Here is a 25,936-nt window from a genome sequence, read left to right on the forward strand (position 1 = left end):
AGCCGTAGATGCCCGAAGCCGTGATCGTCTCGACCGCCCGCTCCCCCATCGGCCGCGCATTCAAGGGCTCCCTCAAGGACCTGCGCCCCGACGACCTCACCGCCACCATCATCCAGGCGGCCCTCGCCAAGGTCCCTGAGCTCGATCCGAAGGACATCGAGGACCTGATGCTCGGCTGCGGCCTCCCCGGCGGCGAGCAGGGCAACAACCTCGGCCGCATCGTGGCCGTGCAGATGGGCATGGACCACCTCCCCGGCTGCACGATCACCCGTTACTGTTCCTCCTCGCTCCAGACGACCCGCATGGCCCTGCACGCCATCAAGGCGGGCGAGGGCGACGTCTTCATCTCGGCGGGCGTCGAGCTGGTGTCGCGCTTCACGAAGGGCAACTCCGACAGCCTCCCGGACACCCACAACCCGCTGTTCGCGGACGCGGAGGCCCGCACCGCCGAGGTCGCCGCCAGCGAGGGCGCGTCCTGGCACGACCCGCGCGAGGACGGCCTGGTCCCGGACGCGTACATCGCGATGGGCCAGACCGCGGAGAACCTCGCCCGGATCAAGGGCGTCACCCGCCAGGACATGGACGAGTTCGGTGTCCGCTCGCAGAACCTCGCCGAGGAAGCCATCAAGAACGGCTTCTGGGAACGCGAGATCACCCCGGTGACCACCCCGGACGGCACGGTCGTCAGCAAGGACGACGGCCCCCGCGCCGGCGTCACGCTGGACGGCGTCGCGGGCCTCAAGCCCGTCTTCCGCCCCGACGGCCTGGTCACGGCGGCCAACTGCTGCCCGCTGAACGACGGCGCCGCCGCCCTCGTGATCATGTCGGACACGAAGGCCCGCGACCTCGGTCTGACCCCGCTGGCCCGGATCGTGTCGACCGGCGTCACCGGCCTGTCCCCCGAGATCATGGGCCTGGGCCCGGTGGAGGCGTCGAAGCAGGCCCTCTCCCGTGCCGGTCTGACGGTCGACGACATCGACCTGTTCGAGATCAACGAGGCGTTCGCCGCCCAGGTGATCCCGTCCTACCGCGACCTGGAGATCCCGCTGGAGAAGCTGAACGTGAACGGCGGCGCGATCGCGGTCGGCCACCCCTTCGGCATGACCGGCGCCCGCATCACCGGCACGCTCATCAATTCCCTCCAGTTCCACGACAAGCAGTTCGGCCTGGAGACGATGTGCGTGGGCGGCGGCCAGGGCATGGCGATGGTCATCGAGCGCCTGAGCTGACGGGTAAGCACGCTCGCCGTAACCGCAGTTGAACGCAGGGTGAACGAAACGACCCCGGGTCCCGCATTCACCGGGGCTCTGGGTCGTTTTGTGATCGAATCTCCCCCAGGATGTGACCTAACTCCCTTCGGGGAGGGATTTATGCAGGTCAGAGCTGGTCCGCAAGTAAACGTCAGGGCTAAAGTCCTGTCCCTTTCGTGACGTTGTGCACTGACAGCTGGTTAGTCCACCCTTCAAGCTGATGTAGGAAGTCGGGGGTCGACTTTGAACCGGGAGTACGTCAGTGAGCACCACGTTTCTCGCTCTGCTGCTCGCCACAGCCACCACCACGGCCGTGGGCGTCGCCGTTCTGCGCACCCTGCTGGCCCTGCGCCGGCAGGTGGCGGCCCTGCACACCGAACTCGCCAGAAGCCGCTCCGCGGCCCTGGGCGGCCTCGTACCGGCCGCCCGCGGCTCCGCCGACGCGGAGGAGATACGCGCCGCCGTGGCCGAGGCCCTCGCCGAGGAGCGCGAGCGTGAGCTCGCCGAGGCGCGCGCGTTCTGGGCCGCCCAGGAGGCGCGTGACGCCGGTGACGCGCCGACGCTGCTGGGTCTGCCCGACAGCGAGCTGTTCCTGCCGCGCCAGTCGGACTTCATAGGTCTCGAACACCTGGAGCCGGTGACCGAACCGGCCGCCGACGCCGACGAGTTCTCCGGCGACTCCGCCGAGCTGGCCGCGGCCCGCCGCCGCCACCCCTCGCACCCGGACTTCGTCCCGGTCCAGTCGCCGATGGTGAACGACCACGAACGCACGGTGTCCTGCCTTGAGGAACTGGCCGACTCCCGTACGGAGCTGGCGGACGTCCGCCCCGGCCCCCTCGGCACGCTCGACGTGTACGTCTTCGCCGACGGCACCACCCTGTGCATGACCCCCGGCCACCGCGAGACCGCCGAACGCCTCGCGGAGTCCCTGCGCACCGGCAACCCGCCGGTCCTGCTCGGCGGCTCGGGAGTCTCGGGCGCCTACGCGCTCACCTTCGAGTGCGGCCAGGAGAACGTCTACGTGCTCGCGGACCGAGTCATAGCCTCGCTGTGACCCACCGCGCGGCCCTCCGCGCGACCACCCGCATCAGACGGCTCGCGTCAGACGGCCCGCCCCAGTCGGCCCGCGTCAGACGCCCGCCCTCTTCTGCGCCTCCTCCACGAGCACCAGCGCCTCCGCCAGTTCCGCCTCGGTCCTCAGTACGAGCGCGAGGTCGTGAACGGCCACCGTGATCTGGTCAGCCGACGCGAACATGCCCGCGTCCGGCATCTCCCGGGGAGCCTGCTCGGGCTCCTCAAGCCGCTGGGCACGCAGCGCCAACTCCCTGGCCAGGCCCAGTGCCTCGGCCGCGGCCCCCCGTTGCAGCCGGCTCTGCGGCGCGGCCCGCAACCGGTCGGCGAAGTGGTCCACGGCACGGGTCAGCGGCGTCGTATCAAGCACGCCGCGAGACTACGCGTCGCAACCGGACTGTTGCCAATGACCGAACCCTCAGGCACGGTGGCGTGAAGGACCGGCTTACATCCCCTTTGCGTCCGGAGGCGCCGATGTCCCAAGTCTTCTCCGCGGAGACCCATCGCAATCTGCTCGCCCGCATCCCCCACTGCACCGGTCGTGAGATCTCCGACTGGCTGCGCACCGTCGACGAAGGCCCCGCTCTCCACCGCTTCGAGGAGAAGGTCAGCTGGCTCCGTGCCGAGCACGACCTCGCGTACGGCCACGCGAAGGCGATCATCCACGAGTACGACCTGAGGAGGGCCGCGCGCAATTTCCGCTGAGCGCGCCCTCGCTGCTCCGGCACCGAGAAAGAACGAAGGGCCCCGCGAACCGAGGTTCGCGGGGCCCTTCGTCGTGTGCTGTCAGAGCTAATCGTTGCCGCTGAAGATCGCGACCAGTCGCAGCATCTCCAGGTAGATCCAGACGAGGCTCATGGTCAGACCGAACGCGGCGAGCCAGGACTCGTCACGCGGCGCGCCGTAGGCGATACCGTCCTCGATCTGCTTGAAGTCGAGCGTCAGGAAGAACGCGCCCAGGACGATCGCCAGGATGCCGACGATCGCGCCCAGCGGGCCCATGCTGCGCAGCCCGCCGTCGTCGGCGACACCGAAGACGACCAGCAGCAGGTTGACCGCCATGACCAGCACGAAGGCGATCGCGATGGCCATACCGATGCGCGCGTACCGCGCGGTGACGCGGATCCAGCCCGCCCGGTAGATCAGCAGCGTGGCGCCGGACACGGCCAGCGTGCCGAGCACGGCCTGGAAGGGCGCGCCGGACCAGCGGCTGTTGTACATCTCGCTGATCACGCCGAGGAAAACGCCCTCGAACGCGGCGTACGCCAGGATCAGCGGGGGCGAGGCCTTGCGCTTGAAGGCCTGGACCAGCGCGAAGACCATCGCGATGAGCGCCGAGCCGATGGCCAGGCCGAAGCTGGTCGACGTGACCGGCAGGAGGACCCAGGCGAGAACGGCACCGACGGTGACGGTACCGAGGGTCAGGGCCGTCCGTGCGACGACGTCGTCCATCGTCATGCGGCCGGCGGCGGGCGGGGCCTGCGGCGGTGCGCCGTGCTGCAGGTCCTGCTGTGCGTACGGGTTCTGAGCGTAAGGATTCTGCGCGTACGGGTTGCCGCTCTGCGAGGCGCCGGGGGCACCCTGTGCGTACGGGTTCCCCTGCGTACCGACAGCGGGGCCCCCGGCCTGCGGCGCCGCGTTGAAGCCCGCGTAGCCGTTGTCGCGGCTGAACCCCCGTCGCGAGAAGACCGGGTTGCTGCTCCTCATTTCACTCCTCCATGGCCACCTTGCGCGGCCTTGGCTCAAGAGTAATGGGTAGGCAAAAGAATGCATCCAGTGCCTGAGAGGATCTTTCCCCTCTTGTGACCGGGAACACCGGCTCTCACCCCGGCATTCCCCGCACCCGTATAACGCCGGTGCGTACTGATCCGGTTCCCCGGCCGGTGGTCGTTCACTCCAGGGCGAAGCCCGTGTACCCCTCGGCGAGGTCCTGCTCGGCGGCCCGCGCGGAGGCGAGCCGGTCCAGCCGGGCCAGCTGGATCCGGTCCTCGAAGGGCGTCGCCCCGGGCGGGCGGTGCAGCAGCGTCGTCATCTCGTACGAGAACCGCTCGGCCTGCCACACGCGCCGCAGGCAGGTCTGCGAATAGGCGTCGAGCAGCGCGTCGGATCCGGTCTCCGCGCGGTGGGCCAGTGCCCGCGCGAACGTCACGACGTCACCGACCGCGAGGTTCAGGCCCTTGGCGCCGGTCGGCGGCACGATGTGGGCGGCGTCCCCGGCCAGGAAGAGCCGCCCGTGGCGCATCGGCTCGTGGACATGGCTGCGCATCGGGGTGACGGACTTGGCCGTGATGGGTCCCCGCGCCAGCCGCCAGTCGTCGTCCGTCTCGAAGCGGCGCTCCAGTTCGTCCCAGATCTCCCCGTCGCTCCACGAGTCGGCGTCCGTGCCCTCGGGCACCTGGAGGTAGAGCCGGGAGACGACGGGCGAGCGCATGGACAGCAGAGCGAAACCGCGGTCGTGCCGGGCGTAGACGAGCTCGTCGTGCGAGGGGGGCACGTCGGCGAGGATCCCCAGCCACCCGAAGGGGTACGTCCGCTCGAAGACCTGGGTGAGCTCCTCGGGGATCGCCTTGCGGGCCACGCCCCAGGAGCCGTCGCACCCGACGACGTACTCGCACTCCAGGACGTCCTCGCGCCCCTCGTGCCGGAAGCGCACCCGGGGACCGTCCGTGTCGGCCCCCTCCACGGCCAGCGCCTCCGCCTCGAAGAGCAGCGGGCCGCCCTCCTTGAGCTGCAGCGCGATGAGGTCCTTGCACACCTCTGTCTGGGCGTAGACCATCACGGACCGCCCGCCGGTGAGGGCGGGGAAGTCGATCCGGTGGCGCCTGCGCGCGAACCGCAGCTCGATGCCGTCGTGGCGCAGGCCCTCGCGGTCCATGCGGGCACCGGCGCCGGCGGCCCGCAGCACGTCCACGGTCCCCTGCTCCAGGATTCCGGCGCGCTGGCGCTGCTCCACGTACCCGCGGTCGCGGCTCTCCAGTACCACGGAGTCGATCCCCGCGTTGTGCAGCAGCCTCGCCAGCAGCAGGCCGGCCGGTCCGGCCCCGATGATCCCGACGGTGGTACGCATCGACACGCCCCTTCGCGCTCCGACGACTCCCGTGAGCGCCGTCAGCGTAGTTCGCCGCCGTCCACCGCCGTGAGCCTTTGTTCGCTAGGTGAAGTTTTATTCACCGTTTTCCGTTCACGAGAGTCTCCGACGGGCGCAAGCCGCTGTCAACGGTCGAGTGGTGAAGTCTTCAATGAAGGATGCACCCTTCGTCGGGATACGCCGGGAAGGGCGGGGAAGGCCGAGGAAGGGTGAAAGTGTCGGTGGTGCCCGGAACCGGACTTGAACCGGTACGCCCGTTAAGGGCAGCGAGGTTTAAGCTCGCCGTGTCTGCATTCCACCATCCGGGCAGGCCATGGACTCCGCTTCGAGTGTCCCGAGCCTATCGGGACAGATCCCCCGAACAGCGGTGGGGCGACCCGATGTTGTCTTATTTTATTGGCGTCTGAGGGTGCATCAGCCCACGGTATGCGCCATCCGCACATGCCACGTGCCTTTCGACGTACGCGGGACGGCGCCCGGGGAATGACGTGATTTCACCGCCCGAACGAGCGGAACCTGACGAACCGTCGCCATTTTGCTCCGGGGCCGCTCCCGAGCGGCTCCCGGACGGCTCCCGGTTTCGTCCCGGTGTCGTCTCGGGGGCGGGTGTCATCCCCAGGTATGACCCGGCGTCGCGGGGTCCCTCCCGAGTCCCCCCTCGGAACCGGAACAGGGGGTGACTACATGGCGGCGCCCGGCGCCGACGATGGAACGGTCGTCCACTCGTCGTCGTACCGACAAGGAGCACCCTTCCGTGACCACCACTCCCCTCGCCGAACGGTCCACCGCGGTGGCCGCCCGTGCCACGGAACTGTCGAAGGTCTACGGACAGGGGGAGACCCAGGTGGTCGCCCTGGACCGGGTCTCCGTCGACTTCCGGCAGGCCGAGTTCACCGCGATCATGGGTCCCTCCGGCTCCGGCAAGTCCACGCTGATGCACTGCGTGGCGGGGCTGGACAACTTCTCCTCCGGCTCGGTCCGCATCGGTGAGACCGAACTGGGCTCCCTCAAGGACAAGCAGCTGACGAAGCTGCGCCGGGACAAGATCGGCTTCATCTTCCAGGCGTTCAACCTGCTGCCGACCCTCACCGCGCTGGAGAACATCACGCTCCCCATGGACATCGCCGGCCGCAAGCCGGACAAGGAGTGGCTGCACAAGGTGATCGAGATGGTGGGTCTGGCCGACCGGCTCTCCCACCGCCCCTCGGAACTGTCCGGCGGGCAGCAGCAGCGTGTGGCCGTGGCGCGTGCGCTGGCGTCCCGCCCGGACATCATCTTCGGCGACGAGCCGACGGGGAACCTGGACTCGCGCTCGGGTGCGGAGGTGCTGGGCTTCCTGCGCAACTCCGTGCGGGAGCTGGGGCAGACGGTCGTGATGGTCACCCATGACCCGGTGGCGGCGGCGTACGCGGACCGGGTGATCTTCCTCGCCGACGGGCGGGTGGTGGACGAGGTGCACGCGCCCACGGCTGACGCGGTGCTGGACCGCATGAAGCGCTTCGACGCGAAGGGCCGCACCAGTTGACTGGCCGGCCCCCAACTGCCCCCGCTTGAGGCCGACTGCCCTCGCGGGCCGGATGGGGGGCGAGCCGAGCAGTTCCCCGCGGGCCGGTGGGGGCTGGCCGCGCAGTTCCCCGCGCCCCTAAAGGGGCACGCCCCGCCCCAGCGGCGCGGCGAACACCGCACCAAGTCCCCCCACCGGCCTGCCTTTAGGGGCGCGGAGAACTGCGCGAGCAACCCCCACCGGCCCGTTTTTAGGGGCGCGGGGAACTGCGCGACAAGCCCCCACCGGCCCGCACCCGACGCACCACCCCGACCCGCTACCCCCCAGGGGCGCGGGGAACTGCGCAAAAGCGCCCACCGGGCCGCACCCCGGCAGCCGACCCCCGTCCGCCCACCCACCCCACCTGGACTGAGAAGACATGCTCCGTACCGCCCTGCGCAACGTGCTAGCGCACAAGGCCAGGCTCCTGATGACCGTGCTCGCCGTAATGCTGGGCGTGGCGTTCGTCTCCGGCACCCTGGTCTTCACCAACACCATCTCGGACGCGTACCAGAAGAGTTCGGCGAAGGGCTTCGACCAGGTCGACGTGGCCGTCGAGCCGGACTACCCGGACGACGGCCGCGACGACCTCGGCAAGGACCCCGAGCTGACCCAGGCGATGCTGGACAAGGCCGCGAAGGCCCCCGGCGCCGAGTCCGCCATAGGCGTGGTCACCGGCTTCACCGCCATCGCCGGCAAGGACGGCAAGCTCATCGGCGGCGGCTTCCAGTCGCAGGGCGGCAACTACTGGGGCGACAAGGACCCCCGCTACCCCCTGAAGAGCGGCAAGGCCCCGTCCGGCAAGGACGAGGTGGCCATCGACGCCGAGACGGCGAAGCGCGCCGGCTACAAGGTCGGCGACACCGTACGGCTCTCGGTGGACGGCCCGGTCCTCACCCCCACCGTCACCGCGATCTTCACCACGGACGACGGCAACGTCGCCGCCGGCGGCAGCCTCGCCCTCTTCGACACGGCCACCGCGCAGCAGCTCTTCCACAAGACCGGCGCGTACGGCGAGATCGATGTGAAGGCGGCCCCGGGCACCAGCCAGGCCGCGCTCCAGGCAAGCCTCGAAAAGGTCCTGCCGCAGGACCTCACCTCCACCACGACCGGCCAGAAGCTCGCCGACGACCAGGCCGAGATGATCGAGGCCGAGATGAGCGGCCTCAAGACGGGCCTGCTGGTCTTCGCCGGCATCGCACTGTTCGTCGGCACGTTCATCATCGCCAACACCTTCACCATGCTGGTCGCCCAGCGCACCAAGGAGCTGGCGCTGCTGCGCGCGGTGGGCGCCTCCCGCAAGCAGGTCACCCGCTCGGTGCTGCTCGAAGCGTTCCTGGTCGGCACGGTCGCCGCCGTCACGGGCCTGCTCGCCGGTATCGGCATCGGCGCGGGCCTGCGCGCCCTGATGGGCACGCTGGACGCCGCGGTCCCGGCCGGGCCGCTGGTCATCAGTCCCGGCACGGTCGTCACGTCGTTCGCCGTCGGCATCCTGATCACGATGCTGGCCGCCTGGCTGCCGGGCCGCCGCGCCGCGAGGATCCCGCCGGTCGCGGCGATGAGCAGCGTGCACGCCACGGCGACCACCAAGTCGCTGGTGCTGCGCAACACCCTCGGTGCCCTGTTCGCGGCGGCGGGCGTCACCGTCGTCCTCTACGCCACGACGATGGACGGCACGGACGGCCAGGCCCCGATGGGCTTCGGCGCGGCGCTGCTGATCATCGGTGTCTTCATCCTCACGCCTCTCCTCTCCCGCCCGCTGATCGCGGGCGCGGCCCCGGTCCTGCGGATCTTCGGCGTCTCGGGCAAGCTGGCCCGCCAGAACTCCGTACGCAACCCGCGCCGCACCGCCGCCACCGCCTCGGCCCTGATGATCGGGCTGACCCTCATCACCGGTATGACGGTGATGGCGGGCAGCCTGCAGAGGGGCATCGACAAGATGGCGACGTCCGCGCTGAAGGCGGACTACGTGGTCTCGATGGCGAACTTCAACGACCTCTCCCCGGACGTCGAGAAGAAGCTCGCGAAGACCGACGGCGTCACCACCATCAGCGCCCTGCGCGACGCGCCCGCGCGCATCGACGGCGACACCGAGTACGTGACCGGTGTGAAGGGCTCCGCGATCGGCGAACTGACCGATCTGAAGGTGGACAACGGCTCCTTCAAGGTGAGCAGGACCCAGGCGGTGGTGGACGACGACACCGCCGCGGACCACGGCTGGAAGGCCGGTTCGACGTTCTCGGTCTCGTACGAGGACGGCAAGAAGCAGCAGTTGACGGTCGCCGGTGTCTACGAGGGCAACGAGATGATCCGGGGCATCATGGTCGACATCGCGACCCTCGCCCCGAACCAGGCGAACCCCGGCGACGCGCAGGTCATGCTGAAGACCGCCGGCGGCACGTCCGACGCGACCAAGGACAAGCTGGAGAAGGCGCTCGGCAACAACCCGGCCGTCAAGGTCCAGGACAAGCAGGACGTCTCGAACGAGATCGCGCAGATGTTCACGCTGATGCTGAACATGCTCTACGGCCTGCTCGCGATGGCCGTCCTCGTCGCCGTCCTCGGCGTGATCAACACCCTCGCCATGTCCGTCTTCGAGCGTTCGCAGGAGATCGGCATGCTCCGCGCGATCGGCCTCGACCGCAAGGGGATCAAGCGGATGGTCCGTCTGGAGTCCCTGGTCATCTCCCTCTTCGGCGGGGTGCTCGGGGTGGGCCTGGGCGTGTTCTTCGGCTGGGCCGCCGGTGAACTGGCGGGCGCCAAGATGCCGACGTACGAACTGGTGCTGCCCTGGGACCGGATGGCCGTCTTCCTGCTCCTGGCCGCGGTGGTCGGCGTCCTGGCCGCCCTCTGGCCGGCCCGGCGGGCCGCGCGCCTGAACATGCTGTCGGCGATCAAGGCCGAATAGTCACCCACGAAGCACGACACGCACGACACGGGTGGGCCCCGTTCCGACACCACGGAACGGGGCCCACCGGCGTGAACGGACCGCTCAGTTCCAGGTACGCGCCCGCAAGGGCATGCCCGACTCCCCCGAGCCCGGTGTCCGCACCGCCAGCACCTGGTTGACGCCGATGCGGTTGCGTTCGAAGGCGAGCGCCGAGGCGGCCATGTAGAGGCGCCAGACGCGGGCCCGGCCGGGGCTGGTGAGCTTGACGGCCCGGGGCCAGTCGGCCTCCAGGTTGGCCACCCAGCGGCGCAGGGTGAGCGCGTAGTGCTCCCGGATCGATTCGACGTCACGTACCTCGAACCCGGCGCCCTCCAGCTGGGTCACGGTCTCGCCGATCGGCGCGAGCTCCCCGTCGGGGAAGACGTACGCGTCGATGAACTCGTCGATCTCGTACGCCGCTTCGTCGCGCCACGGCCGGCGCCCGATCTGGTGGTTCAGCAGCCGTCCGCCCGGCTTGAGGAGGGCGAACAGATCCCGCGCGTACTCCAGATACCGTTCGCTGCCGACGTGTTCGGCCATCCCGATGGAGGAGATGGCGTCGTACGGACCGTCGCCGACGTCACGGTAGTCCTGGACGCGGATCTCGACCCGGTCGGTGAGCCCTTCCTCCGCGACGCGCTTACGGGCGTACGCGGCCTGCTCCTGGGACAGCGTCACGCCGACCACGCTCACGCCGTACTCACGGGCCGCGTGGATGGCCATCGAGCCCCAGCCGCAGCCGACGTCGAGCAGTCGCATGCCCGGCTTCAGCTCCAGCTTGCGGGCGATCAGCCCGAGCTTGTCGCGCTGGGCGTCCTCCAGAGTGCCGTCCGGGGACTCCCAGTAGGCGCACGAGTAGACCATGGACGGGCCGAGGACGATCTCGTAGAAGTCGTTGCCGACGTCGTAGTGGTGGCTGATGGCCTGCCGGTCGCTGCGCTTGGTGTGCAGATGCGAGAGCTGGGACCGTCTGCGCACCTCCTCGCGGGGCGGGGCGGGCGGCAGGGGCGAGCCCGCCATGCGGATGAGCCCGCGCACGGCGGACCGTACGTCGGGGTCCCGCAGGGACTGGGCCAGGGTCCTGGCGTCCTCCCCGCGCTCCCAGACCATCTCGGCCACCGCGTCCAGTACGGCGTACAGGTCGCCGTCCACCGTGAGGTCACCGGCGACCCAGGCCCTCGCCAGGCCCAATTCCCCCGGCTTCCACAGGAGTCGGCGCAGCGCCCGCCGGTTCCGTACGACGAGCACCGGCGTGCCCGGCGGTCCCGCTTCCGAACCGTCCCAGGCACGAATCCGCACCGGGAGCGGGGCTCCCAGCAGCTGTTCCATCAGCGCCTTGAGCCGAAGCGCCGCGTCCTGCATGACGCACACCTCCGTGACGAGGAATTCCACAAACTCCAACACCACGTAAACACCAACGGGGCCGGAGCGCAGTCCCGCGAAAGCGTCATGTTCGAGCAAAATACATGCAGGCACCACGTACTAACCGGGTGGTGCCTGGACCCCTGGGGGCTGCGCCCCCAGACCCCCGTCGCGCTTGCGCGCTCGTCCTCAAACGCCGGACGGGCTGAAAGATGCGCGGCCGCCGGGCAACATCTCAGCCCGTCCGGCGTTTGAGGACAAAGGGGGGCGAGGGGGCGCAGCCCCCATGCGGGGACGGTGGGGGTCCCCCCGGTCGAGCGAAGCCGAGACTGGGGGAGGGTAGGGGCGGCGGGGGCGAGAACAAACGCCGAAGGGGCCTCCCGCACCACGGATGGCGGGAGGCCCCTTCGGGGCCGGCAGGTGAGACGGTGACCGAAGGTCAGGAGGCCTTCGCCTTCTCCTCGGTCTTCGCGACAGCGGCAGGCGCCGGCGCCGGCTTCGCAGCCTCGTAGAACTCCTCGCGAGGAGTCTCCATCGCACCGAGGGAGACGACCTCACGCTTGAGGAACACGGCCAGCGTCCAGTCCGCGAAGACCCGGATCTTCCGGTTCCAGGTCGGCATGGCCAGCCCGTGGTACCCACGGTGCATGTACCAGGCCAGCCGCCCCTTGAGCTTGATCTTCATCTTGCCCACGACGATGAACGCGACGCCCTTGTGCAGCCCGAGCCCGGCGACCGCACCCTTGTTGGCGTGGCTGTACTCCTTCTGCGGGAAGCCCCGCATACCGGAGATCACGTTGTCGCCGAGGACCCGCGCCTGCCGCAGCGCGTGCTGCGCGTTCGGCGGGCACCAGGCGTTCTCGTTGCCGGCCTTGCGGCCGACGAGGTCCGGCACCTGGGCGTTGTCGCCGGCGGACCAGATGTAGTCCGTGCCCTGCACCTGGAGGGTGGTCCCGGTGTCCACGTGACCACGGGGGCCGAGCGGCAGGCCGAAGCGGGAGAGCACCGGGTTGGGCTTGACGCCGGCCGTCCACACGATCGTGCTGGAGTCGACCTCAAGGCCGTTCTTCAGGACCACGTGGCCGTCGACGCAGGAGTCCATGGAGGTGGAGAGGTAGACCTCGACCCCACGTCCTTCGAGGTGCTCCTTGCCGTACTGGCCGAGCTTGGGGCCGACCTCGGGAAGGATCTTGTCCGCGGCGTCGACGAGGATGAAGCGCATGTCCTCGCGCGAGACGTTGTTGTAGTACTTGGCCGCGTCCCGGGCCATGTCCTCGACCTCGCCGATGGTCTCCGCGCCCGCGAAGCCACCGCCGACGAAGACGAAGGTCAGCGCCTTGCGGCGGACATCCTCGTCGGTCGTGGAGTCGGCCTTGTCGAGCTGCTCAAGGACGTGGTTGCGCAGGCCGATGGCCTCCTCGATGCCCTTCATGCCGATGCCCTGCTCGGCGAGGCCGGGGATCGGGAAGGTGCGGGAGACCGCGCCCATCGCGATGACGAGGTAGTCGAAGGGCAGCTCGTACGCCTCGCCCACGAGGGGGGCGATCGTGGCGACCTTGCGGTTCTGGTCGATGGTCGTGACCCGGCCGGTGAGCACTTCCGCCTTGGGCAGCACGCGTCGCAGCGGGACGACGACGTGCCGAGGCGAGATGCTGCCTGCGGCTGCTTCGGGGAGGAAGGGCTGGTAGGTCATGTACGACCGGGGGTCGACGACCGTGACGGTCGCCTCGCCGTAGCGCATCTTCTTGAGGATGCGCCGAGCTGCGTACAGGCCTACGTACCCACCGCCTACTACGAGGATCCTGGGACGCTCCGTGGTGCTCATGCCATCGAGTATCCACCTGTCCCAGGGGGGTCGCTCGTGCGCCCCTTCACAAGCTTCTTCACACCCTCTGCTACACTGCGCGGCCCACGTGACCCAGGTCATGTCCTGACAGGGGAACCAGCGCATGCCGCGACCCGTTGTCAATGCCGCCTGAGCTGCCACTTGGGCCCATTCGCACCCCTGGACCAGCCCTCCCCTTCACACGATCGCAGCACCCGCGAAACAGCCCGTTGATCATGCGTTGGGGGCTGTCGGGGGCCCCGGAGTACCCGGAGGGAGCAAAACCTCCCTCAACAGGGCCGATTCTCTTGTGAAGAACTTCACGAAGTTTCTCGCGGGGCTGTCGGCAAGGTCGTTCCCAAGGCCTCTTCAGGGCCCTCAAGTGCGCTCATACGTTGTCGTGTCCGCTCAGCCGAGGCCGCTGAGGCAGGGCTGAAGGGGCCTTGCCCCGGGCCCGGTTCAGGCCAGGGACCACGCGATGCCGTCGAGGATGTCGTGCTCGCTCACGACGACCTCCCGCGCACCGGTCCGCTCCATGATCGCGAGGAGTACGAGGGCGCCGGCGCCGATGACGTCGACGCGGCCCGGATGCATCGAGGGGATCTCCGCGCGCTCGGCGTGCGTGGCGGCGAGCAGCCGCTCGGTGATCTCCCGGACCCGGTCCACGGAGACGCGGGAGTGGTGGATGGCCTCGGAGTCGTACTCCGCGAGCCCCAGGGCGATCGCCGCGACGGTGGTGACGGACCCGGCGAGCCCGACCAGCGTGCGGGCCTCGCGCAGGGGCACGGACTCCTCGGCGAGGTCGAGGGCGGCCTCGATGTCGGCGCGGATCGCCCGGACCTGCTCCTCGGCCGGCGGGTCGGTGACCTCGCCGTCCCGGACCAGGTGCCGTTCCGTCATGCGTACGCAGCCGATGTCCACCGAGCGCGCGCCCCGCACGTGGTCGTCGCCGACGACGAACTCGGTGGAGCCGCCGCCGATGTCGACGACGAGGTAGGGCTTGGCGAGGTCGTCACGGCCCGTCAGTTCCTTCGTGGCGCCCGTGAACGAGAACTCGGCCTCCTGGGCGCCGGAGATGACCTCCGGCTCAACGCCCAGGATGTCGAGGACACCGCGCACGAAGTCGTCGCGGTTCTCGGCGTCGCGGGAGGCGGAGGTCGCCACGAAGCGCAGGCGCTCGGCGCCGTGCTCCTTGATGACCTCGGCGTACTCGCGGCAGGCCGCGAAGGTGCGCTCCAGGGCCTCGGGAGCGAGGCGGCCGGTGCGGTCGACGCCCTGTCCGAGACGGACGATCGTCATGCGGCGGTCGAGGTCGACGAGTTCGCCGGTGTCGGGGTCCGCGTCCGCGACGAGGAGGCGGATGGAGTTGGTGCCGCAGTCGACGGCGGCGACGCGAGTCTTGATGGTGATCTCCTGTAACCAGTCGTTCGTCCCGCTCAGGGGCTCCGCCCCCGAACCCCCGCTTGCGCAGTTCCCCGCGCCCCTTAAAAAGACTGCGCCGTTCCCCGCGCCCCCAAAAGACTGCGCAGTTCCCCGCGCCCCTTAAAAGACTGCGCCGTTCCCCGCGCCCCTGAATGCCCAGGGGGCCGGGGCGCAGCCCCGCCCTTCAGGGGCGCGGGGAACTGCGCGATCAGCCCCCACCGGCCCGGCGGCCGACGACGCACCCCGAACCCCCCGGTTCACCCCGCCGTCGGCACGACGCACGCCCCCTTGCGCCACCACTCCGGCAGCATCGCGATCGCCTCGTCCCCCAGGGGGTTCACCCCCGGCCCGGCGGCCAGCGAGTGCGCGACCAGCACGTGCAGGCACTTCACCCGGTCCGGCATCCCGCCCGCGCTGGGAAATCCTTCGAGCACGTCGATGGAGTCACGGCGCGCGATGTAGTCCTCGTGCGCGGCCCGGTACGCCTTGGCCAGCTCGGGATCCGTGGCGAGACGGTCCGTCATCTCCTTCATGACGCCGTTCGCCTCCAGCGTGCCGATGGCGGAGGCCGCACGCGGGCACGTCAGGTAGTACGTCGTCGGGAACGGCGTCCCGTCGGGAAGCCGGGGCGCCGTCTCGACGACGTCCGGCTGCCCGCACGGGCAGCGGTGCGCGATCGCGCGCAGCCCGCGCGGCGGCCGCCCGAGCTGCTGCTTGAATGCCTCGACGTCGGCGTCGGTGGGCTCGGTGCGCGAAGTGGGCGGCGGGGGCGTTTCCATGCCTTGGCTCTGTGTCCTTCTGGTTCAGTTCACTGGTCGGAGGCGTCGGCCTTGTCGACGCCGTCCCAGACGTTGGCGTACCAGGCCCGGTCGGCGGCCGTCCGGTCCGTACGCGTCTTCTTCGCCGCGTCGGGGTCGATCACGATGAAGCCGGTCTCGCCCGGCATCACGTAGTGCAGCCGTTCCCGGATGCGCTGCTCGGCGTACGCGTCGTCCTGCCAGCGCGCCTTCAGGTCCCGCAGTTCCTCGACGCGCTCGCGGGCCTGCTCGCGCTCGCGCTGCAGATCGGCGACCTCGGCGCGCTGGGAGACGTACTGCCTTATGGGGTAGGCGAGGGCCACGACGAGCGAGCAGAGCACGAGGGCGAGCAGCGCCGCACGGCCGGTCAGCCGGGAGCGGCGCGCCTGGCGTTTGGTCTGGGAGCGGTAGACACGGGCGGCGGTCTGCTCACCGAGCGCCCGCAGCCTGGTCGCGGTGGAGAACCGGTCACGGTCCTTCACAGCCATCTGTCCCGCCTCCCCGATACGTACGTACGTCCCCGCACACGGTACGGGACCGGGTACGGGGACGTACGTACGACGCTGCCTACGAGGGCGTTCAGCCCTTGAAGCGGGGGAAGGCCGAGCGGCCCGCGTACACCGCGGCGTCGTCGAGGATCTCCTCGATGCGCAGCAGCTGGTTGTACTTGGCGACGCGGTCCGAGCGGGCCGGGGCGCCGGTCTTGATCTGGCCGCAGTTCACCGCGACGGCGAGGTCGGCGATGGTGACGTCCTCGGTCTCGCCGGAGCGGTGGGACATCATGCACTTGAAGCCGTTGCGCTGGGCCATCTCGACGGCGTCGAGGGTCTCGGTCAGCGAACCGATCTGGTTGACCTTGACCAGCAGGGCGTTGGCGGAGCCCTCCTCGATGCCGCGGGCGAGGCGCTCGGGGTTGGTGACGAAGAGGTCGTCGCCGACGATCTGGACCTTGGAGCCCAGCTTCTCGGTGATGACGTTCCAGCCGGCCCAGTCGTCCTCGTACAGCGGGTCCTCGATGGAGACCAGCGGGTACGCGGAGACGAGCTCCTCGTAGTACTCGGTCATCTCGGCGGCCGAGCGGGACTTGCCCTCGAACTCGTACTTGCCGTCCTTGTAGAACTCGGACGCGGCGACGTCGAGCGCGAGGGCGACCTGCTCGCCGGGGGTGTAGCCGGCTTCCTTGATGGCCTCGACGATGAGGTCGAGTGCCTCGCGGTTGGAGCCGAGGTTCGGGGCGAAGCCGCCCTCGTCGCCGAGGCCGGTGGACAGGCCGCGGCTCTTCAGGACCTTCTTGAGGGTGTGGTAGACCTCGGCGCCCCAGCGCACGGCCTCGGAGAAGGACTCCGCGCCGATCGGGGCGATCATGAACTCCTGGATGTCGACGTTCGAGTCGGCGTGCGACCCGCCGTTCAGGATGTTCATCATCGGGACGGGCAGCAGGTGCGCGTTCGGTCCGCCGAGGTAGCGGAAGAGCGGCAGGTCGCTGGCCTCGGAGGCGGCGTGCGCGACGGCGAGGGAGACGCCGAGGATGGCGTTGGCGCCGAGCGAGCCCTTGTTGTCGGTGGCGTCCAGGTCGATCATCGCCTGGTCGATGAGGCGCTGCTCGGTGGCGTCGTAGCCGACGAGCTCCGGACCGATCTGCTCGATGACGGCGAGGACGGCCTTCTCGACACCCTTGCCGAGGTAGCGGTTGGGGTCTCCGTCACGGAGCTCGACTGCTTCGAAGGCACCGGTGGAGGCGCCGGACGGAACGGCGGCACGACCCGTGCTGCCGTCGTCGAGGCCGACCTCGACCTCGACCGTGGGGTTGCCTCGGGAGTCCAGGATTTCCCGGGCTACGACGACGTCGATGGACGGCACGAGCATCTCCTTCTGGGATGTGACACAAGCTGTGCCGGGCCGGAGGCCCGGTTGCGCGCAGGCCTGGTGGCCCCGCGGGATGAGCCTAACCGGCTGCCGGGGATCGGCCAGCCCTCGACCGCCCCCTGGACAGAACCGAGAGGAAATTGTTTCCGAACGGAACAAAGACACGGACGAAAAGATCGGGCACAAAAAAGCCCCGCCCCGGTGCGTACGGGGGAACACGCACCGGAGCGGGGAGCCCGTGGGGGACGGGGGTGACCCTCACGAGACCTCCACTATGAAGGACACGGATGTGAGGGCGCTGTGGTTCAGTCGCGATTCGGATGTGGACCGGACGTCCGGTCGAGGCCGAGCGGCCAGTGCCTCGACCGGAGGTGATGTCCACAACCGCCCACGTGGGGACGCGAGCGCCGGCGGCGGGCCGGCCGTGGTGCGGCCGCCGTCAGCTGAGGTGCAGCTGCTGACCCGGGAAGATGAAGTCGGCGTCGTCGACGATGTCGTCGTTGAGCTTGTACAGCTTCGCCCAGCCGCCCTTGACGTTCTTCTTGTCGGCGATCTCGCTGAGGGTGTCGCCCTTGACGACCTTGTACTCGCCGTCGCCCTTCTTGACCTTCTTGCCGGTCGGGGTCTCGACGGTCTTCTTCGTCGCGGGACGCTCCTGCGAACGCGAGGCGCGCTCCTCGGAGGACTGCGAGTTCTGCTGCGGCTGCGTGGTGCTCTGGTTGGAGCCGCTGGAGTCGCCGGAGCCCGACGGGGCGGTGGAGCCACCGGTCGAGGCGCCGGACAGGCCCACGCCGCAGCTCGGCCAGGCACCCTTGCCCTGGCTCGCGAGCACCTTCTCGGCGACGGCTATCTGCTGGGACTTGGACGCCTGGTCGGCGGTGGAGGCGTACGAGCTGCCGCCGTACGCGGCCCAGGTGGAGGACGAGAACTGCAGGCCGCCGTAGTAGCCGTTGCCGGTGTTGATCGACCAGTTGCCGCCGGACTCACACTGGGCGACGGCGTCCCACTCGGACGCGGTGGCGGCGGAGGCTCCCGTGGCGCCCATCAGCGGGACGGCGACGGCGGCGGTGGTGACACCGGCCAGCGTGGCGATGCGGGTGGCCTTGGACGGGCGACGGTGCTTGCCCTTGCTCGAAAGCAGCATGAAGTGATCCCCTCACCGACGCCTGCGAGGTGAGCTGTCGGGTTCGGGCCGAGTGAGTTGCCCGGCCGCGCGACACTGCTGTCACGCGGCTTAACCCCAAGCCGTGCCCGGCCATGACGACCGGGTCCGGCACTTACCTGGGTCCCCCGCTCCTGCCTACGGCGCTTTACGCGACGACTGTTCCCGTACGGCCGTTGGCAGGATTCGGCGTGCGACCGTCGGGGCTCACCAATGGCGAGCGGTCACGACCGTAAACACGGGCCGCGCCGAAATTCAAAGACGATCAGGGGTGTTGAGATCCATGTCTCAATTCGCCAAATCGGACATTCAACGCGAACTACCGCTGCTTTTCGCCCGATTCGGCGCCTTGATCACTACTTGCTCGGTGCCGGTCAGCCGTCGACCGCGAGGCGCTGACCGGGGATGATGAAGTCCGGGTCGGAGCCGATGCTGTCCTTGTTCGCGGCATAGAGCTCGCTCCACCCGCCGTCGATGCCAAGGGAGTCGGCGATGCTGGAGAGACTGTCCCCGGAACGGACCGCGTACGAGCCCTCGTCGGCGAGGACGCGCGAGGTGCTGTCGCTGCGCGAGGCGTGCCGGCCGGCGTAGTCGTCCGCGCGGGGGGCCATGTCGACCTCTTCGGCGCTGCCGCCCCGGTGACGGCCGGAGCTGTCCGCGGCCGCGTCGGCCGAAGCGTCGTCGTTCTGGGACGACTTGTCCGAGTCGTCACCCTTCGCCTTGGTGTCCGCGGACGAGCTGTCCGTTCTCTGTGACTCCGAGGCGGAGTCGTCGGACTTCGAGCCGCTGTCCGTGGACGAGTCGGACTTCGCGCTGTCGCTCTCCTTCGTCGCGTCCGCGTCGGCCGACGGGGTCGCGGAGTCCTCGGCGAGGCCCGTGTCGACGCCGGCGGAGTCGGAGTCCTGCGTCAGACCGGCGACGAGACCGCAGGTCACCCAGGCGCCCGTCCCCTGGTCCGCGAGGATCTTCTCGGCGACGGCTATCTGCTGCGAACGGCTGGCCTGGTCGGCGCTCGGGGCGTAGTCGAGGCCACCGTTCTGCTCCCAGGTCTCCTGGCTCATCTGGAGTCCGCCGTAGAGCCCGTTGCCCGTGTCGGCGCTCCAGGAGCCACCGCTCTCGCACTCGGCGACCGCGTCCCAGGTCGTACCGCTGGCGGCACTCGCGCCGCTCGCACCGAGCAGGGGGATCGCGATGGCCGATCCGGCCACGCCGGCGGCGACGAGGAGCGCCGGAGCCTGACGGGGGCGCCGATGACGGCCGTTCCCGGAGAGCATGCGATTGCCTTTCGCGTGACAGCAAGGAATACGCACGGACACAGCGGAAAGCCGTGCTCGTGACTGCTGCGACGGGCGGACCTGCCGCATTGATGGGTGAAGGTAGCGGCACTCGAACTCTTGTCACAAGTCGGTGCAGCGTAGATAACGTGAAGATCACAGAGTTGACGGAGTCTCACCTTCCGTCGCCTTCGGTGCTACCGCCGTCGGCACTTCCGTCAAGACTTCGCGACCGGGGTGAACTCCACCGGAAGCGTGCGCAATCCACGCATGATGAGCCCGCCGCGCCACCTCAAATCGGCTGAATCCCCCGCGAGTTGCAGGTCGGGCAGCCGGGTCAGCAGCGTGGCCAGCGCGGTCTGGCCCTCCAGCCGGGCGAGGGGCGCGCCGAGGCAGTAGTGGATGCCGTGGCCGTAACCGAGGTGTTGGTTGTCACGGCGGGAGAGGTCGAGCGTGTCCGGGTTCTCGAACCGGTCGGGGTCGCGGTCGGCCGCCGCGAGCACGACGAGCACGGGGTCACCGGCGGCGATGTCCTGCCCGCCGACGCTGAGCGGTTCGGTGGCGAACCGCCAGGTGGCCAGCTCCACGGGCCCGTCGTAGCGGAGCAGTTCCTCCACGCCGGTCGCGAGCAGATCCGTGCGGCCGGCCGCTAGGGAGTCCTGCAGCCGCCGCCGTTGGCCGGGATGGGTGAGCAGGGCGTAGGTGCCGTTCCCGATGAGGTTCACGGTTGTCTCGAAACCGGCGAACAGGAGGATGAAGGCCATCGCCGCGGCCTCGTTCTCGCTGAGGTGCTCGCCGTGGTCGGAGGCCCGGATGAGGCCGGAGATCAGGTCCTCGCCCGGGGCGGGTACGTCGGTGAGTTCCTGGCGCTTGCGGTGGATCAGCTCGGCGAGGTAGCCGCGCATCTTCTTGACCGACCGGGCGACACCGCCCCTGGGGCCGCCGCCGTGCCGGATCATCATCCCGGCCCAGTCGCGGAAGTCGTCCTGGTCCTCGCGCGGGACGCCGAGGAGGTCGCAGATGGCGTAGATGGGGAGCGGGAAGGCGAAGTCGTGGATGAGGTCCGCCTCCCCCTTCTCGGCGAACCCGTCGATCAGCCGGTCCGTCAGCTCCTGGACCCGGGAGCCGAATTCGGCCACCCGCCGGGGCGTGAACGCCTTGCTGACGAGCCGCCGCAGCCGGGTGTGGTCCGGCGGGTCGATGTTGAGCAGGTGCGTCATCAGCTCGGCCTTGCGCTCGCCCGGAATGCCGGTCTTGCCCTTCGCGTGTGCGGGCTCGTCGTGATGGGCGGGGTTCTTGCTCAGCCGGCAGTCGGCGAGGGCCTGCTTGGCATCCGCGTAACGGGTGACGAGCCATGCCTCCACCCCGCTGGGCAGCTTCGTCCGATGCACGGGAGCGTGCTCACGGAGCCAGGCGTACGCCGGGTAGGGATCGGTGGCGAACTCCCAGCTGAAGAGTTCGGGGACGGGCTGCCCCGTGGTCGGCGCGGGCGGCTGTGCAGGCGTTTCGGTCACTCCTCGACGGTATCGGGAGGGGCGGTCCGGGCCCGCCCGGCGTCCTGACGGCTCACGCCCGCGCTCCCCCGCCGGTCGCGAATGCGACCGCCTTACGCCTTTGACGCCAGGCTGTCCCGAAATGTTCTCCCTCTTGACTGTCCGGCTCTCCGGCTATCTACATTCGCGGGCGTGGACCCCGAGATACTCCGGACCAGTTTCGCGGTCGTCGAAAGACGGGCCGAGTTCGCGCTCAGGTACTTCTACTCGCATCTCTTCTGGCACCACCCCGATGTCCGCGCCCTGTTCCCGCTGGACTCCCCCGAGGACAAGGAACGCCAGCGGGACCGGCTGTTCACCGCCCTGGCGCTCGTCGTCGCCCGCCTGGAGGGGCCGGGACTGCACGACTACCTGCGGGAGCTGGGGCGCGACCACCGCAAGTACCTGGCGCGCCCCGAGCACTACACGGCCGTGGGAGACAGCCTGCTCGCCGCGTTCGCCGCCGTGTCCGGGTCGGCGTGGAACGCGGAGGTGGAGAAGGCCTGGGGCGAGGCGTACGCGCTGGTCACGGAGGCCATGCTGGAGGGCGCGGGCGAGTCGGAGAGCCAGGGGCAGCCGTCCTGGTGGGACGCCGAGGTCGTCGGCCGCACCGGGCTGCCCGGGAGCACCGGGGGCGGGGACGATCTCGCCGTGCTGACGCTCCGTCCGGACCGGCCCCTGCCCCATCTGCCGGGCCAGTACGTGAGCGTCGGCAGTCCGCGGGCCCCGGGCGTCTGGCGTCCGTACTCCGTCGCCAACGCGCCCCGCTGCGACGGCACGCTCGATCTGCACGTCAGCCTCGTCCCGGGCGGCGCCCTGTCGCCCGAACTGGTCCGCCGCACCCGGGAGGGCGACGTCCTGCGACTCGGCGCGCCGGGTGGCCGGCTGACCCTCCGTACACCCGTGGAGCGGCCCCTCACCTTCATCGCGGCCGGTACCGGGTGGGCGCCGGTGAAGGCGCTGCTGGAGCAACTGGGGCGGGCGCCCTGCGCGTACGACGAGGCCCGGCTCTTCGTCGTCGCCCGCGATGTCGCGTACCTCTACGACCGGGCCGTGCTCGACGGGCTGCGTACGCGGCTGCCCTGGCTGGACGTCACCGTGGTCACGCCCGCGCCGGGGCGGCCGAAGGCCCAGGCCACGGAGCGGCTGCTGACGGCGCTGGGGAACCGGGCGAACTGGGCGCGGCACGATGTGTATCTGGCGGGGCCGCCGGGGCTTGTCGCGGGGATCTCCTCCGTGCTTCCCGGGCTCGGGGCGGAGCCGGGGCGGGTCTTTTGTGACGAACTCCCGACCACCGGGCCGGAACGGGACCCGGACGGGTGTCGGGCCCTTGGGCCCGGAGCGTGGCTGCTGCGGCGGCCCCAGCCGCGGTGACGCTCCGCTGGGGGTGGTGGTGTGTTGTCTGCGGGTCCGGTGGGGGCTGGTCGCGCAGTTCCCCGCGCCCCTTTGGGGCGCTGACCTGGAGGGGGTTGGAAAGGGACTGTCAGGACTCTGTTGCTCGTATGGCGTCCCGGTAGGAGCGGGCCGCTGCTCTGAGGGCTGCTTCCGGGTCCACGCCGGACTTCTCCGCCTGGGCTGCCAGGGCCAGGAGTTCGTAGCCGATGCCCTCGCCCTGGGGCAGGGGGGTGTCCAGGCCGGCCGTGCGCGCGCGGGAGGCCAGTTTCGCGGCCAGCGCGAGGGCGGGCTGGCCCAGCGGGACGCCCTCCGTGACCGACGTCCGCTGCTTCTCCTCGGCCTTGGTGCGCAGCCAGTGCTCCTTGACCTCCTCGGGTGTGGAGGCGGTCTCGTCGCCGAACACGTGCGGGTGGCGGTGGATCAGCTTGGTGACGATGCCGGCCGCGACGTCGTCGATGGAGAAGGGCTCCGAGCCGTCCTCCGGGCTGCCCTCCTCGGCGATCCGGGAGTGGAAGACGACCTGGAGCAGGACGTCGCCGAGCTCCTCGCGCAGCTCGTGCCGGTCGCCCTCCTCGATCGCCTCGACGAGTTCGTACGCCTCCTCGATGCCGTACTTGGCGAGGCCCTTGTGGGTCTGCTGCGAGGACCAGGGGCATTCGAGGCGGATGCGGTCCATCACCTGGACGAGGTCGAGGAGGCGGGCGCCCGGGAGGTCGTACGAGGCGGGGAGCAGTTCGAGGTCGGGCATCGGGACGCGTCCCGTGCCGGCCAGCCGGGCCAGGCCGTCGGTCAGGCGCGGTTCGCCCTCGCCGGTGGCGACGACGGTGACCGTGCGCCCTCCGGCGCAGGCGTCGACGAGCTCCTGGGCGCCGGGCGCGGCTTCCTCGACCCGGATGCCCGCCTCGCGCAGATACGGCAGCTGCGGGTGGGCGCCGTCCGCGCACAGGACACGGTCGGCGCCGTGCAGCGCCTGCCAGGCGGGCCAGGACAGGAGTCCGGGCGCGACACGGTGGCTGGTGGTGAGCAGGACGATGCGCCCGGGGCTGGATGCGTTCACCCCCCGAACGTAACCCACGCCACCGACATCGAGGTCACGCCCTGTGGACGGGGTGGATCCGGGACGGCTACGCCGTCTTCTGGCTCGCCGCCGCCGTGATGTCGCGCACCCACGGGAGTTTGGCGTCGACGCGGCTGCTCTTCTCGACGTCCCAGCTGCCGTACCGGGGGTTCAGGTCGACGTCCAGCTTCTTGGAGGCCTCGGACAGCGCCTTCCAGAAGGCCGGCTGGCTGGTGTCCGTGCCGAGCGCGGCGGCGAGCTTCTGGGCCTCGATCTGGACGCGGAGGTTGTCGTCGAGCCGCTCCGGCGGCACTCCGTACTGCTGGAGCCAGCTCACTTCCAGGGCCTTCGCGCCGCCGGCCTGCTGTTCCAGGCCGGTGCGGGCCTCCTGGATCTCCTTGCGGGAGACGCTCACGCCCGCGTCGTCGGCGGCCCGGTGCAGCACCCGGTCGAGGACCATGCCGTGCAGGGTGTCGCGGGTGAGGCCGCCGGACTTGGAGATGGCCTGCTCGTACTGCGCCTCGCCGGTGGTGGCGGCCCGCTGCGCGGTCCGTACCTCGTTCACCCGGTTCTCCAGCTGGGAGACCGTGATGCGGTCGTCGCCGACGACGGCCGCGGCACCGGGATGCGCGTCGCTGCCACAGGCGGTCAGGAGGGGGGCCGCGACGGTGAGCGCGGCGGTGAGGAGGAACGCGGTGCGACGGCGGCGGTGCAAGGAAAACCTCCTGTAGGAGATTGTGCGACGGTGCACAAAGTCTTGCGGTGATCGATGTTAGGCAGGGGACCGGCTCTCGGCCACCCATTCGACTCAACGATTCGCCAGGACTTCGGGCACCGTCCCACGCGCGCGTGGTTCAGCCGCGGACCTGTCCCAGCCACTGGAGGGTCCGGCCGATGTCGCCGACGAGCGGATGGCCGGGGCCCCGCAGCCGTTCGACGTCGTACTGGAGCCGGGCCAGCGTGTCGTGGGCGGCGGCCCGGTCGCCGAGGGCGAGGAGCAGATGGCCGATGCGGCGGCGCACCTCGAAGGAGAGTTCGGCGTCCTGGGCGACGTACTGGTTCTCGTAGTACGGCAGCAGCGCGCGGTACTCGGCGAGGGCCGCCGCCGGTTCGCCGAGCTGTTCGAGGCACTGGGCGGCCTCGTAGCGGAAGCGCAGGGACTGCGGGTCGGCCTGGCCCGCCTCGGTGGCCCGTTCGTCGGCGAGGCGGCGCAGTTCGGGCAGGGCGCGGCGGTACTGGCCGTCGTCCATCAGCGTGGCCGCGTACTGCTTGCGCAGGGTGCGCACGACCGGTGAGTGCTCGCCGTGCTGGGCGGCCGCGGCGGGGAGGATCTGGCCGAGGATGTCGACGGCCTGGGTGATGCGGCCCTCGCCGAGGAGCCGCTTGACCTCGTCGACGGCCCCCGCGACATCGGGTTTCTCGACGGCGGGCGCGGCCTGCGGCTGCGGAGCCGGGGTGCGGGCGCGGTCCGGCCAGGGGGCGTGCGGACGCAGAAAGGGGCGGGTGGGGTCGAGCGGTCCGCCGGACGGGATCCCGCGCGCGGGGAGCAGCGGCAACAACTGCTCGTACGTCTCCTGCGCGGAGTCCGGGCGGTGCTGCGGGTCCTTGGAGAGCAGCCGCAGGACGAGGGCTTCGAGCGCCTCGGGCACCTCGGGGCGCAGCCGGCGGACCGGCAGGGGCGGCTCGTAGAGGTGGCGGTGCAGCACGCCGAGGGCCGTCGATCCCGAGAACGGCACGTCCCCGCTGAGGAGTTCGTGCAGCAGCACCCCGAGCGCGTACAGATCGGTGTACGGGCCGACCGCGCCGCCCATCGCCTGCTCGGGGGCCATGTAGGCGGGCGATCCGATGGGCGAGCCGGTGTGCGTGAGGCGGGTGGTGTCGGTGTCCATCACGGACGCAACGCCGAGGTCGAGGACGGTGACCGTGCCGTCCTGCTTGATCATCACGTTCCGCGGTTTGAGGTCGCGGTGGACGATCGGCACGGCGTGCACGGCGGAGAGCACGGCGCACAGTTGCGCGGCGACCGAGACGGCCCACTGCCAGGGGTAGGGGTCGTGCTCGGCGAGGTGGTCGGAGAGGTCGGCCCCGTCGACGTACTGCATGACGAGGAACAGCTCCTCGCCCTCGCTGCCCGCGTCGTGGACCGTGACCAGGCCGGGGTGGTCGACCTGTGCGGTGACGCGGCACTCGCGCACGAAGCGGCGGCGCAGTTCGTCGGCCTCCTGGCCGGCGACCTTGTCGGGCCGCAGCAGTTTGACGGCGACGCGCCGGTCCAGACGCTGGTCGTAGGCCGTCCACACCTGGCCCATGCCGCCCTGTCCGATGAGCGTGGACAGTTCGTAGCGGCCGGTGATCACCCGTCC

At 70.2% G+C, this 25,936-nt stretch carries 21 protein-coding genes, 1 tRNA gene and 1 riboswitch; of the genes, 6 read left to right on the forward strand and 16 right to left on the reverse strand.

Features of this window, described 5'->3' with window-relative positions; translation table 11 throughout:
* The first annotated feature begins 8 nt into the window (after positions 1-8).
* Positions 9-1,229 carry an acetyl-CoA C-acetyltransferase gene (locus J8N05_RS02355; protein ID WP_210880821.1) on the forward strand — a complete coding sequence of 407 codons (1,221 nt, stop codon included), beginning with the start codon at positions 9-11 and terminating at the stop codon, positions 1,227-1,229.
* Positions 1,230-1,512: 283 nt separating this feature from the next.
* Positions 1,513-2,304: a hypothetical protein gene (locus tag J8N05_RS02360; protein WP_210880822.1), complete on the forward strand. Its 792-nt coding sequence runs from the start codon at positions 1,513-1,515 to the stop codon at positions 2,302-2,304.
* 75 nt (positions 2,305-2,379) lie between these two features.
* Here J8N05_RS02360 and J8N05_RS02365 read toward each other — a convergent pair whose 3' ends face one another.
* Entirely contained in the window at positions 2,380-2,691 is a 312-nt protein-coding gene (locus tag J8N05_RS02365; RefSeq protein ID WP_210880823.1) for a hypothetical protein, read from the reverse strand.
* Positions 2,692-2,795: 104 nt separating this feature from the next.
* Between J8N05_RS02365 and J8N05_RS02370 the strand changes: the two genes are divergently transcribed.
* A complete protein-coding gene (locus J8N05_RS02370) occupies positions 2,796-3,026 on the forward strand; it encodes a DUF4287 domain-containing protein (RefSeq protein WP_210880824.1) in 231 nt (76 codons plus the stop codon).
* Between the two features lie 87 nt (positions 3,027-3,113).
* Here J8N05_RS02370 and J8N05_RS02375 read toward each other — a convergent pair whose 3' ends face one another.
* From J8N05_RS02375 to J8N05_RS02385, 3 genes are all read right to left on the reverse strand, one after another.
* Entirely contained in the window at positions 3,114-4,028 is a 915-nt protein-coding gene (locus J8N05_RS02375; RefSeq protein ID WP_210880825.1) for a Bax inhibitor-1/YccA family protein, read from the reverse strand.
* Between the two features lie 184 nt (positions 4,029-4,212).
* Complete coding sequence (locus J8N05_RS02380; RefSeq protein ID WP_210880826.1) at positions 4,213-5,388, reverse strand: 4-hydroxybenzoate 3-monooxygenase; 1,176 nt, start codon at positions 5,386-5,388, stop codon at positions 4,213-4,215.
* 243 nt (positions 5,389-5,631) lie between these two features.
* Positions 5,632-5,717 (reverse strand) — tRNA-Leu (locus J8N05_RS02385).
* A gap of 446 nt (positions 5,718-6,163) precedes the next feature.
* Here J8N05_RS02385 and J8N05_RS02390 point away from each other — a divergent pair.
* Complete coding sequence (locus tag J8N05_RS02390) at positions 6,164-6,934, forward strand: ABC transporter ATP-binding protein (RefSeq protein WP_210880827.1); 771 nt, start codon at positions 6,164-6,166, stop codon at positions 6,932-6,934.
* A 397-nt stretch (positions 6,935-7,331) separates the two neighbouring features.
* The gene (locus J8N05_RS02395) at positions 7,332-9,860 is read left to right on the forward strand and encodes an ABC transporter permease (protein WP_210880828.1); all 2,529 of its coding nucleotides are present in this window, start codon (positions 7,332-7,334) and stop codon (positions 9,858-9,860) included.
* 84 nt (positions 9,861-9,944) lie between these two features.
* On the opposite strand, the gene J8N05_RS02400 is transcribed toward J8N05_RS02395, so the two are convergent.
* The 9 genes from J8N05_RS02400 to J8N05_RS02440 form a co-directional block, all read right to left on the reverse strand.
* On the reverse strand, positions 9,945-11,243 hold the full coding sequence (locus J8N05_RS02400) for an SAM-dependent methyltransferase (protein ID WP_210880829.1): 1,299 nt from the start codon (positions 11,241-11,243) through the stop codon (positions 9,945-9,947).
* A 439-nt stretch (positions 11,244-11,682) separates the two neighbouring features.
* Positions 11,683-13,068 (reverse strand): NAD(P)/FAD-dependent oxidoreductase, encoded by a 1,386-nt coding sequence (locus J8N05_RS02405; protein ID WP_210880830.1) that lies wholly within the window; start codon positions 13,066-13,068, stop codon positions 11,683-11,685.
* A gap of 459 nt (positions 13,069-13,527) precedes the next feature.
* Positions 13,528-14,472 carry a Ppx/GppA phosphatase family protein gene (locus tag J8N05_RS02410; protein ID WP_210889971.1) on the reverse strand — a complete coding sequence of 315 codons (945 nt, stop codon included), beginning with the start codon at positions 14,470-14,472 and terminating at the stop codon, positions 13,528-13,530.
* Between the two features lie 275 nt (positions 14,473-14,747).
* The gene (locus tag J8N05_RS02415) at positions 14,748-15,269 is read right to left on the reverse strand and encodes a DUF501 domain-containing protein (RefSeq protein WP_210880831.1); all 522 of its coding nucleotides are present in this window, start codon (positions 15,267-15,269) and stop codon (positions 14,748-14,750) included.
* Positions 15,270-15,298: 29 nt separating this feature from the next.
* Positions 15,299-15,775 carry an FtsB family cell division protein gene (locus J8N05_RS02420; RefSeq protein WP_210880832.1) on the reverse strand — a complete coding sequence of 159 codons (477 nt, stop codon included), beginning with the start codon at positions 15,773-15,775 and terminating at the stop codon, positions 15,299-15,301.
* Positions 15,776-15,866: 91 nt separating this feature from the next.
* Complete coding sequence (eno, locus tag J8N05_RS02425) at positions 15,867-17,153, reverse strand: phosphopyruvate hydratase (RefSeq protein WP_189769778.1); 1,287 nt, start codon at positions 17,151-17,153, stop codon at positions 15,867-15,869.
* 439 nt (positions 17,154-17,592) lie between these two features.
* The gene (locus J8N05_RS02430; RefSeq protein ID WP_210880833.1) at positions 17,593-18,297 is read right to left on the reverse strand and encodes a LysM peptidoglycan-binding domain-containing protein; all 705 of its coding nucleotides are present in this window, start codon (positions 18,295-18,297) and stop codon (positions 17,593-17,595) included.
* Between the two features lie 4 nt (positions 18,298-18,301).
* Positions 18,302-18,471: riboswitch (cyclic di-AMP (ydaO/yuaA leader) on the reverse strand.
* A gap of 218 nt (positions 18,472-18,689) precedes the next feature.
* On the reverse strand, positions 18,690-19,589 hold the full coding sequence (locus J8N05_RS02435; RefSeq protein ID WP_210880834.1) for a LysM peptidoglycan-binding domain-containing protein: 900 nt from the start codon (positions 19,587-19,589) through the stop codon (positions 18,690-18,692).
* 218 nt (positions 19,590-19,807) lie between these two features.
* Entirely contained in the window at positions 19,808-21,103 is a 1,296-nt protein-coding gene (locus J8N05_RS02440; RefSeq protein ID WP_210880835.1) for a cytochrome P450 family protein, read from the reverse strand.
* A 171-nt stretch (positions 21,104-21,274) separates the two neighbouring features.
* On the opposite strand from J8N05_RS02440, the gene J8N05_RS02445 reads away from it, so the two are divergent.
* On the forward strand, positions 21,275-22,495 hold the full coding sequence (locus J8N05_RS02445) for a globin domain-containing protein (protein WP_210880836.1): 1,221 nt from the start codon (positions 21,275-21,277) through the stop codon (positions 22,493-22,495).
* A gap of 109 nt (positions 22,496-22,604) precedes the next feature.
* On the opposite strand, the gene J8N05_RS02450 is transcribed toward J8N05_RS02445, so the two are convergent.
* From J8N05_RS02450 to J8N05_RS02460, 3 genes are all read right to left on the reverse strand, one after another.
* A complete protein-coding gene (locus J8N05_RS02450; RefSeq protein WP_383940389.1) occupies positions 22,605-23,591 on the reverse strand; it encodes a nucleoside triphosphate pyrophosphohydrolase in 987 nt (328 codons plus the stop codon).
* A gap of 49 nt (positions 23,592-23,640) precedes the next feature.
* Positions 23,641-24,288, reverse strand: coding sequence for a SurA N-terminal domain-containing protein (locus J8N05_RS02455; RefSeq protein ID WP_210880838.1), 648 nt, complete (start codon positions 24,286-24,288; stop codon positions 23,641-23,643).
* Positions 24,289-24,427: 139 nt separating this feature from the next.
* Positions 24,428-25,909, reverse strand: a complete 1,482-nt coding sequence (locus J8N05_RS02460; protein ID WP_282108185.1) for a serine/threonine-protein kinase — start codon at positions 25,907-25,909, stop codon at positions 24,428-24,430.
* Positions 25,910-25,936 lie beyond the last annotated feature (27 nt).

This window comes from Streptomyces liliiviolaceus (genome assembly GCF_018070025.1).
GTDB classification, from domain to species: Bacteria; Actinomycetota; Actinomycetes; order Streptomycetales; family Streptomycetaceae; genus Streptomyces; species Streptomyces liliiviolaceus.

Bases quoted from the DNA above. Each gene is read 5' to 3' on its own strand.
- J8N05_RS02370 (WP_210880824.1), top strand. From the start codon at position 2,796: ATGTCCCAAGTCTTCTCCGCGGAGACCCATCGCAATCTGCTCGCCCGC.
- J8N05_RS02435 (WP_210880834.1), bottom strand. From the start codon at position 19,589: ATGCTCTCCGGGAACGGCCGTCATCGGCGCCCCCGTCAGGCTCCGGCG.
- J8N05_RS02405 (WP_210880830.1), bottom strand. From the start codon at position 13,068: ATGAGCACCACGGAGCGTCCCAGGATCCTCGTAGTAGGCGGTGGGTAC.
- J8N05_RS02380 (WP_210880826.1), bottom strand. From the start codon at position 5,388: ATGCGTACCACCGTCGGGATCATCGGGGCCGGACCGGCCGGCCTGCTG.
- J8N05_RS02430 (WP_210880833.1), bottom strand. From the start codon at position 18,297: ATGCTGCTTTCGAGCAAGGGCAAGCACCGTCGCCCGTCCAAGGCCACC.
- J8N05_RS02375 (WP_210880825.1), bottom strand. From the start codon at position 4,028: ATGAGGAGCAGCAACCCGGTCTTCTCGCGACGGGGGTTCAGCCGCGAC.
- eno (WP_189769778.1), bottom strand. From the start codon at position 17,153: ATGCTCGTGCCGTCCATCGACGTCGTCGTAGCCCGGGAAATCCTGGAC.
- J8N05_RS02355 (WP_210880821.1), top strand. From the start codon at position 9: ATGCCCGAAGCCGTGATCGTCTCGACCGCCCGCTCCCCCATCGGCCGC.
- J8N05_RS02400 (WP_210880829.1), bottom strand. From the start codon at position 11,243: ATGCAGGACGCGGCGCTTCGGCTCAAGGCGCTGATGGAACAGCTGCTG.
- J8N05_RS02415 (WP_210880831.1), bottom strand. From the start codon at position 15,269: ATGGAAACGCCCCCGCCGCCCACTTCGCGCACCGAGCCCACCGACGCC.
- J8N05_RS02420 (WP_210880832.1), bottom strand. From the start codon at position 15,775: ATGGCTGTGAAGGACCGTGACCGGTTCTCCACCGCGACCAGGCTGCGG.
- J8N05_RS02395 (WP_210880828.1), top strand. From the start codon at position 7,332: ATGCTCCGTACCGCCCTGCGCAACGTGCTAGCGCACAAGGCCAGGCTC.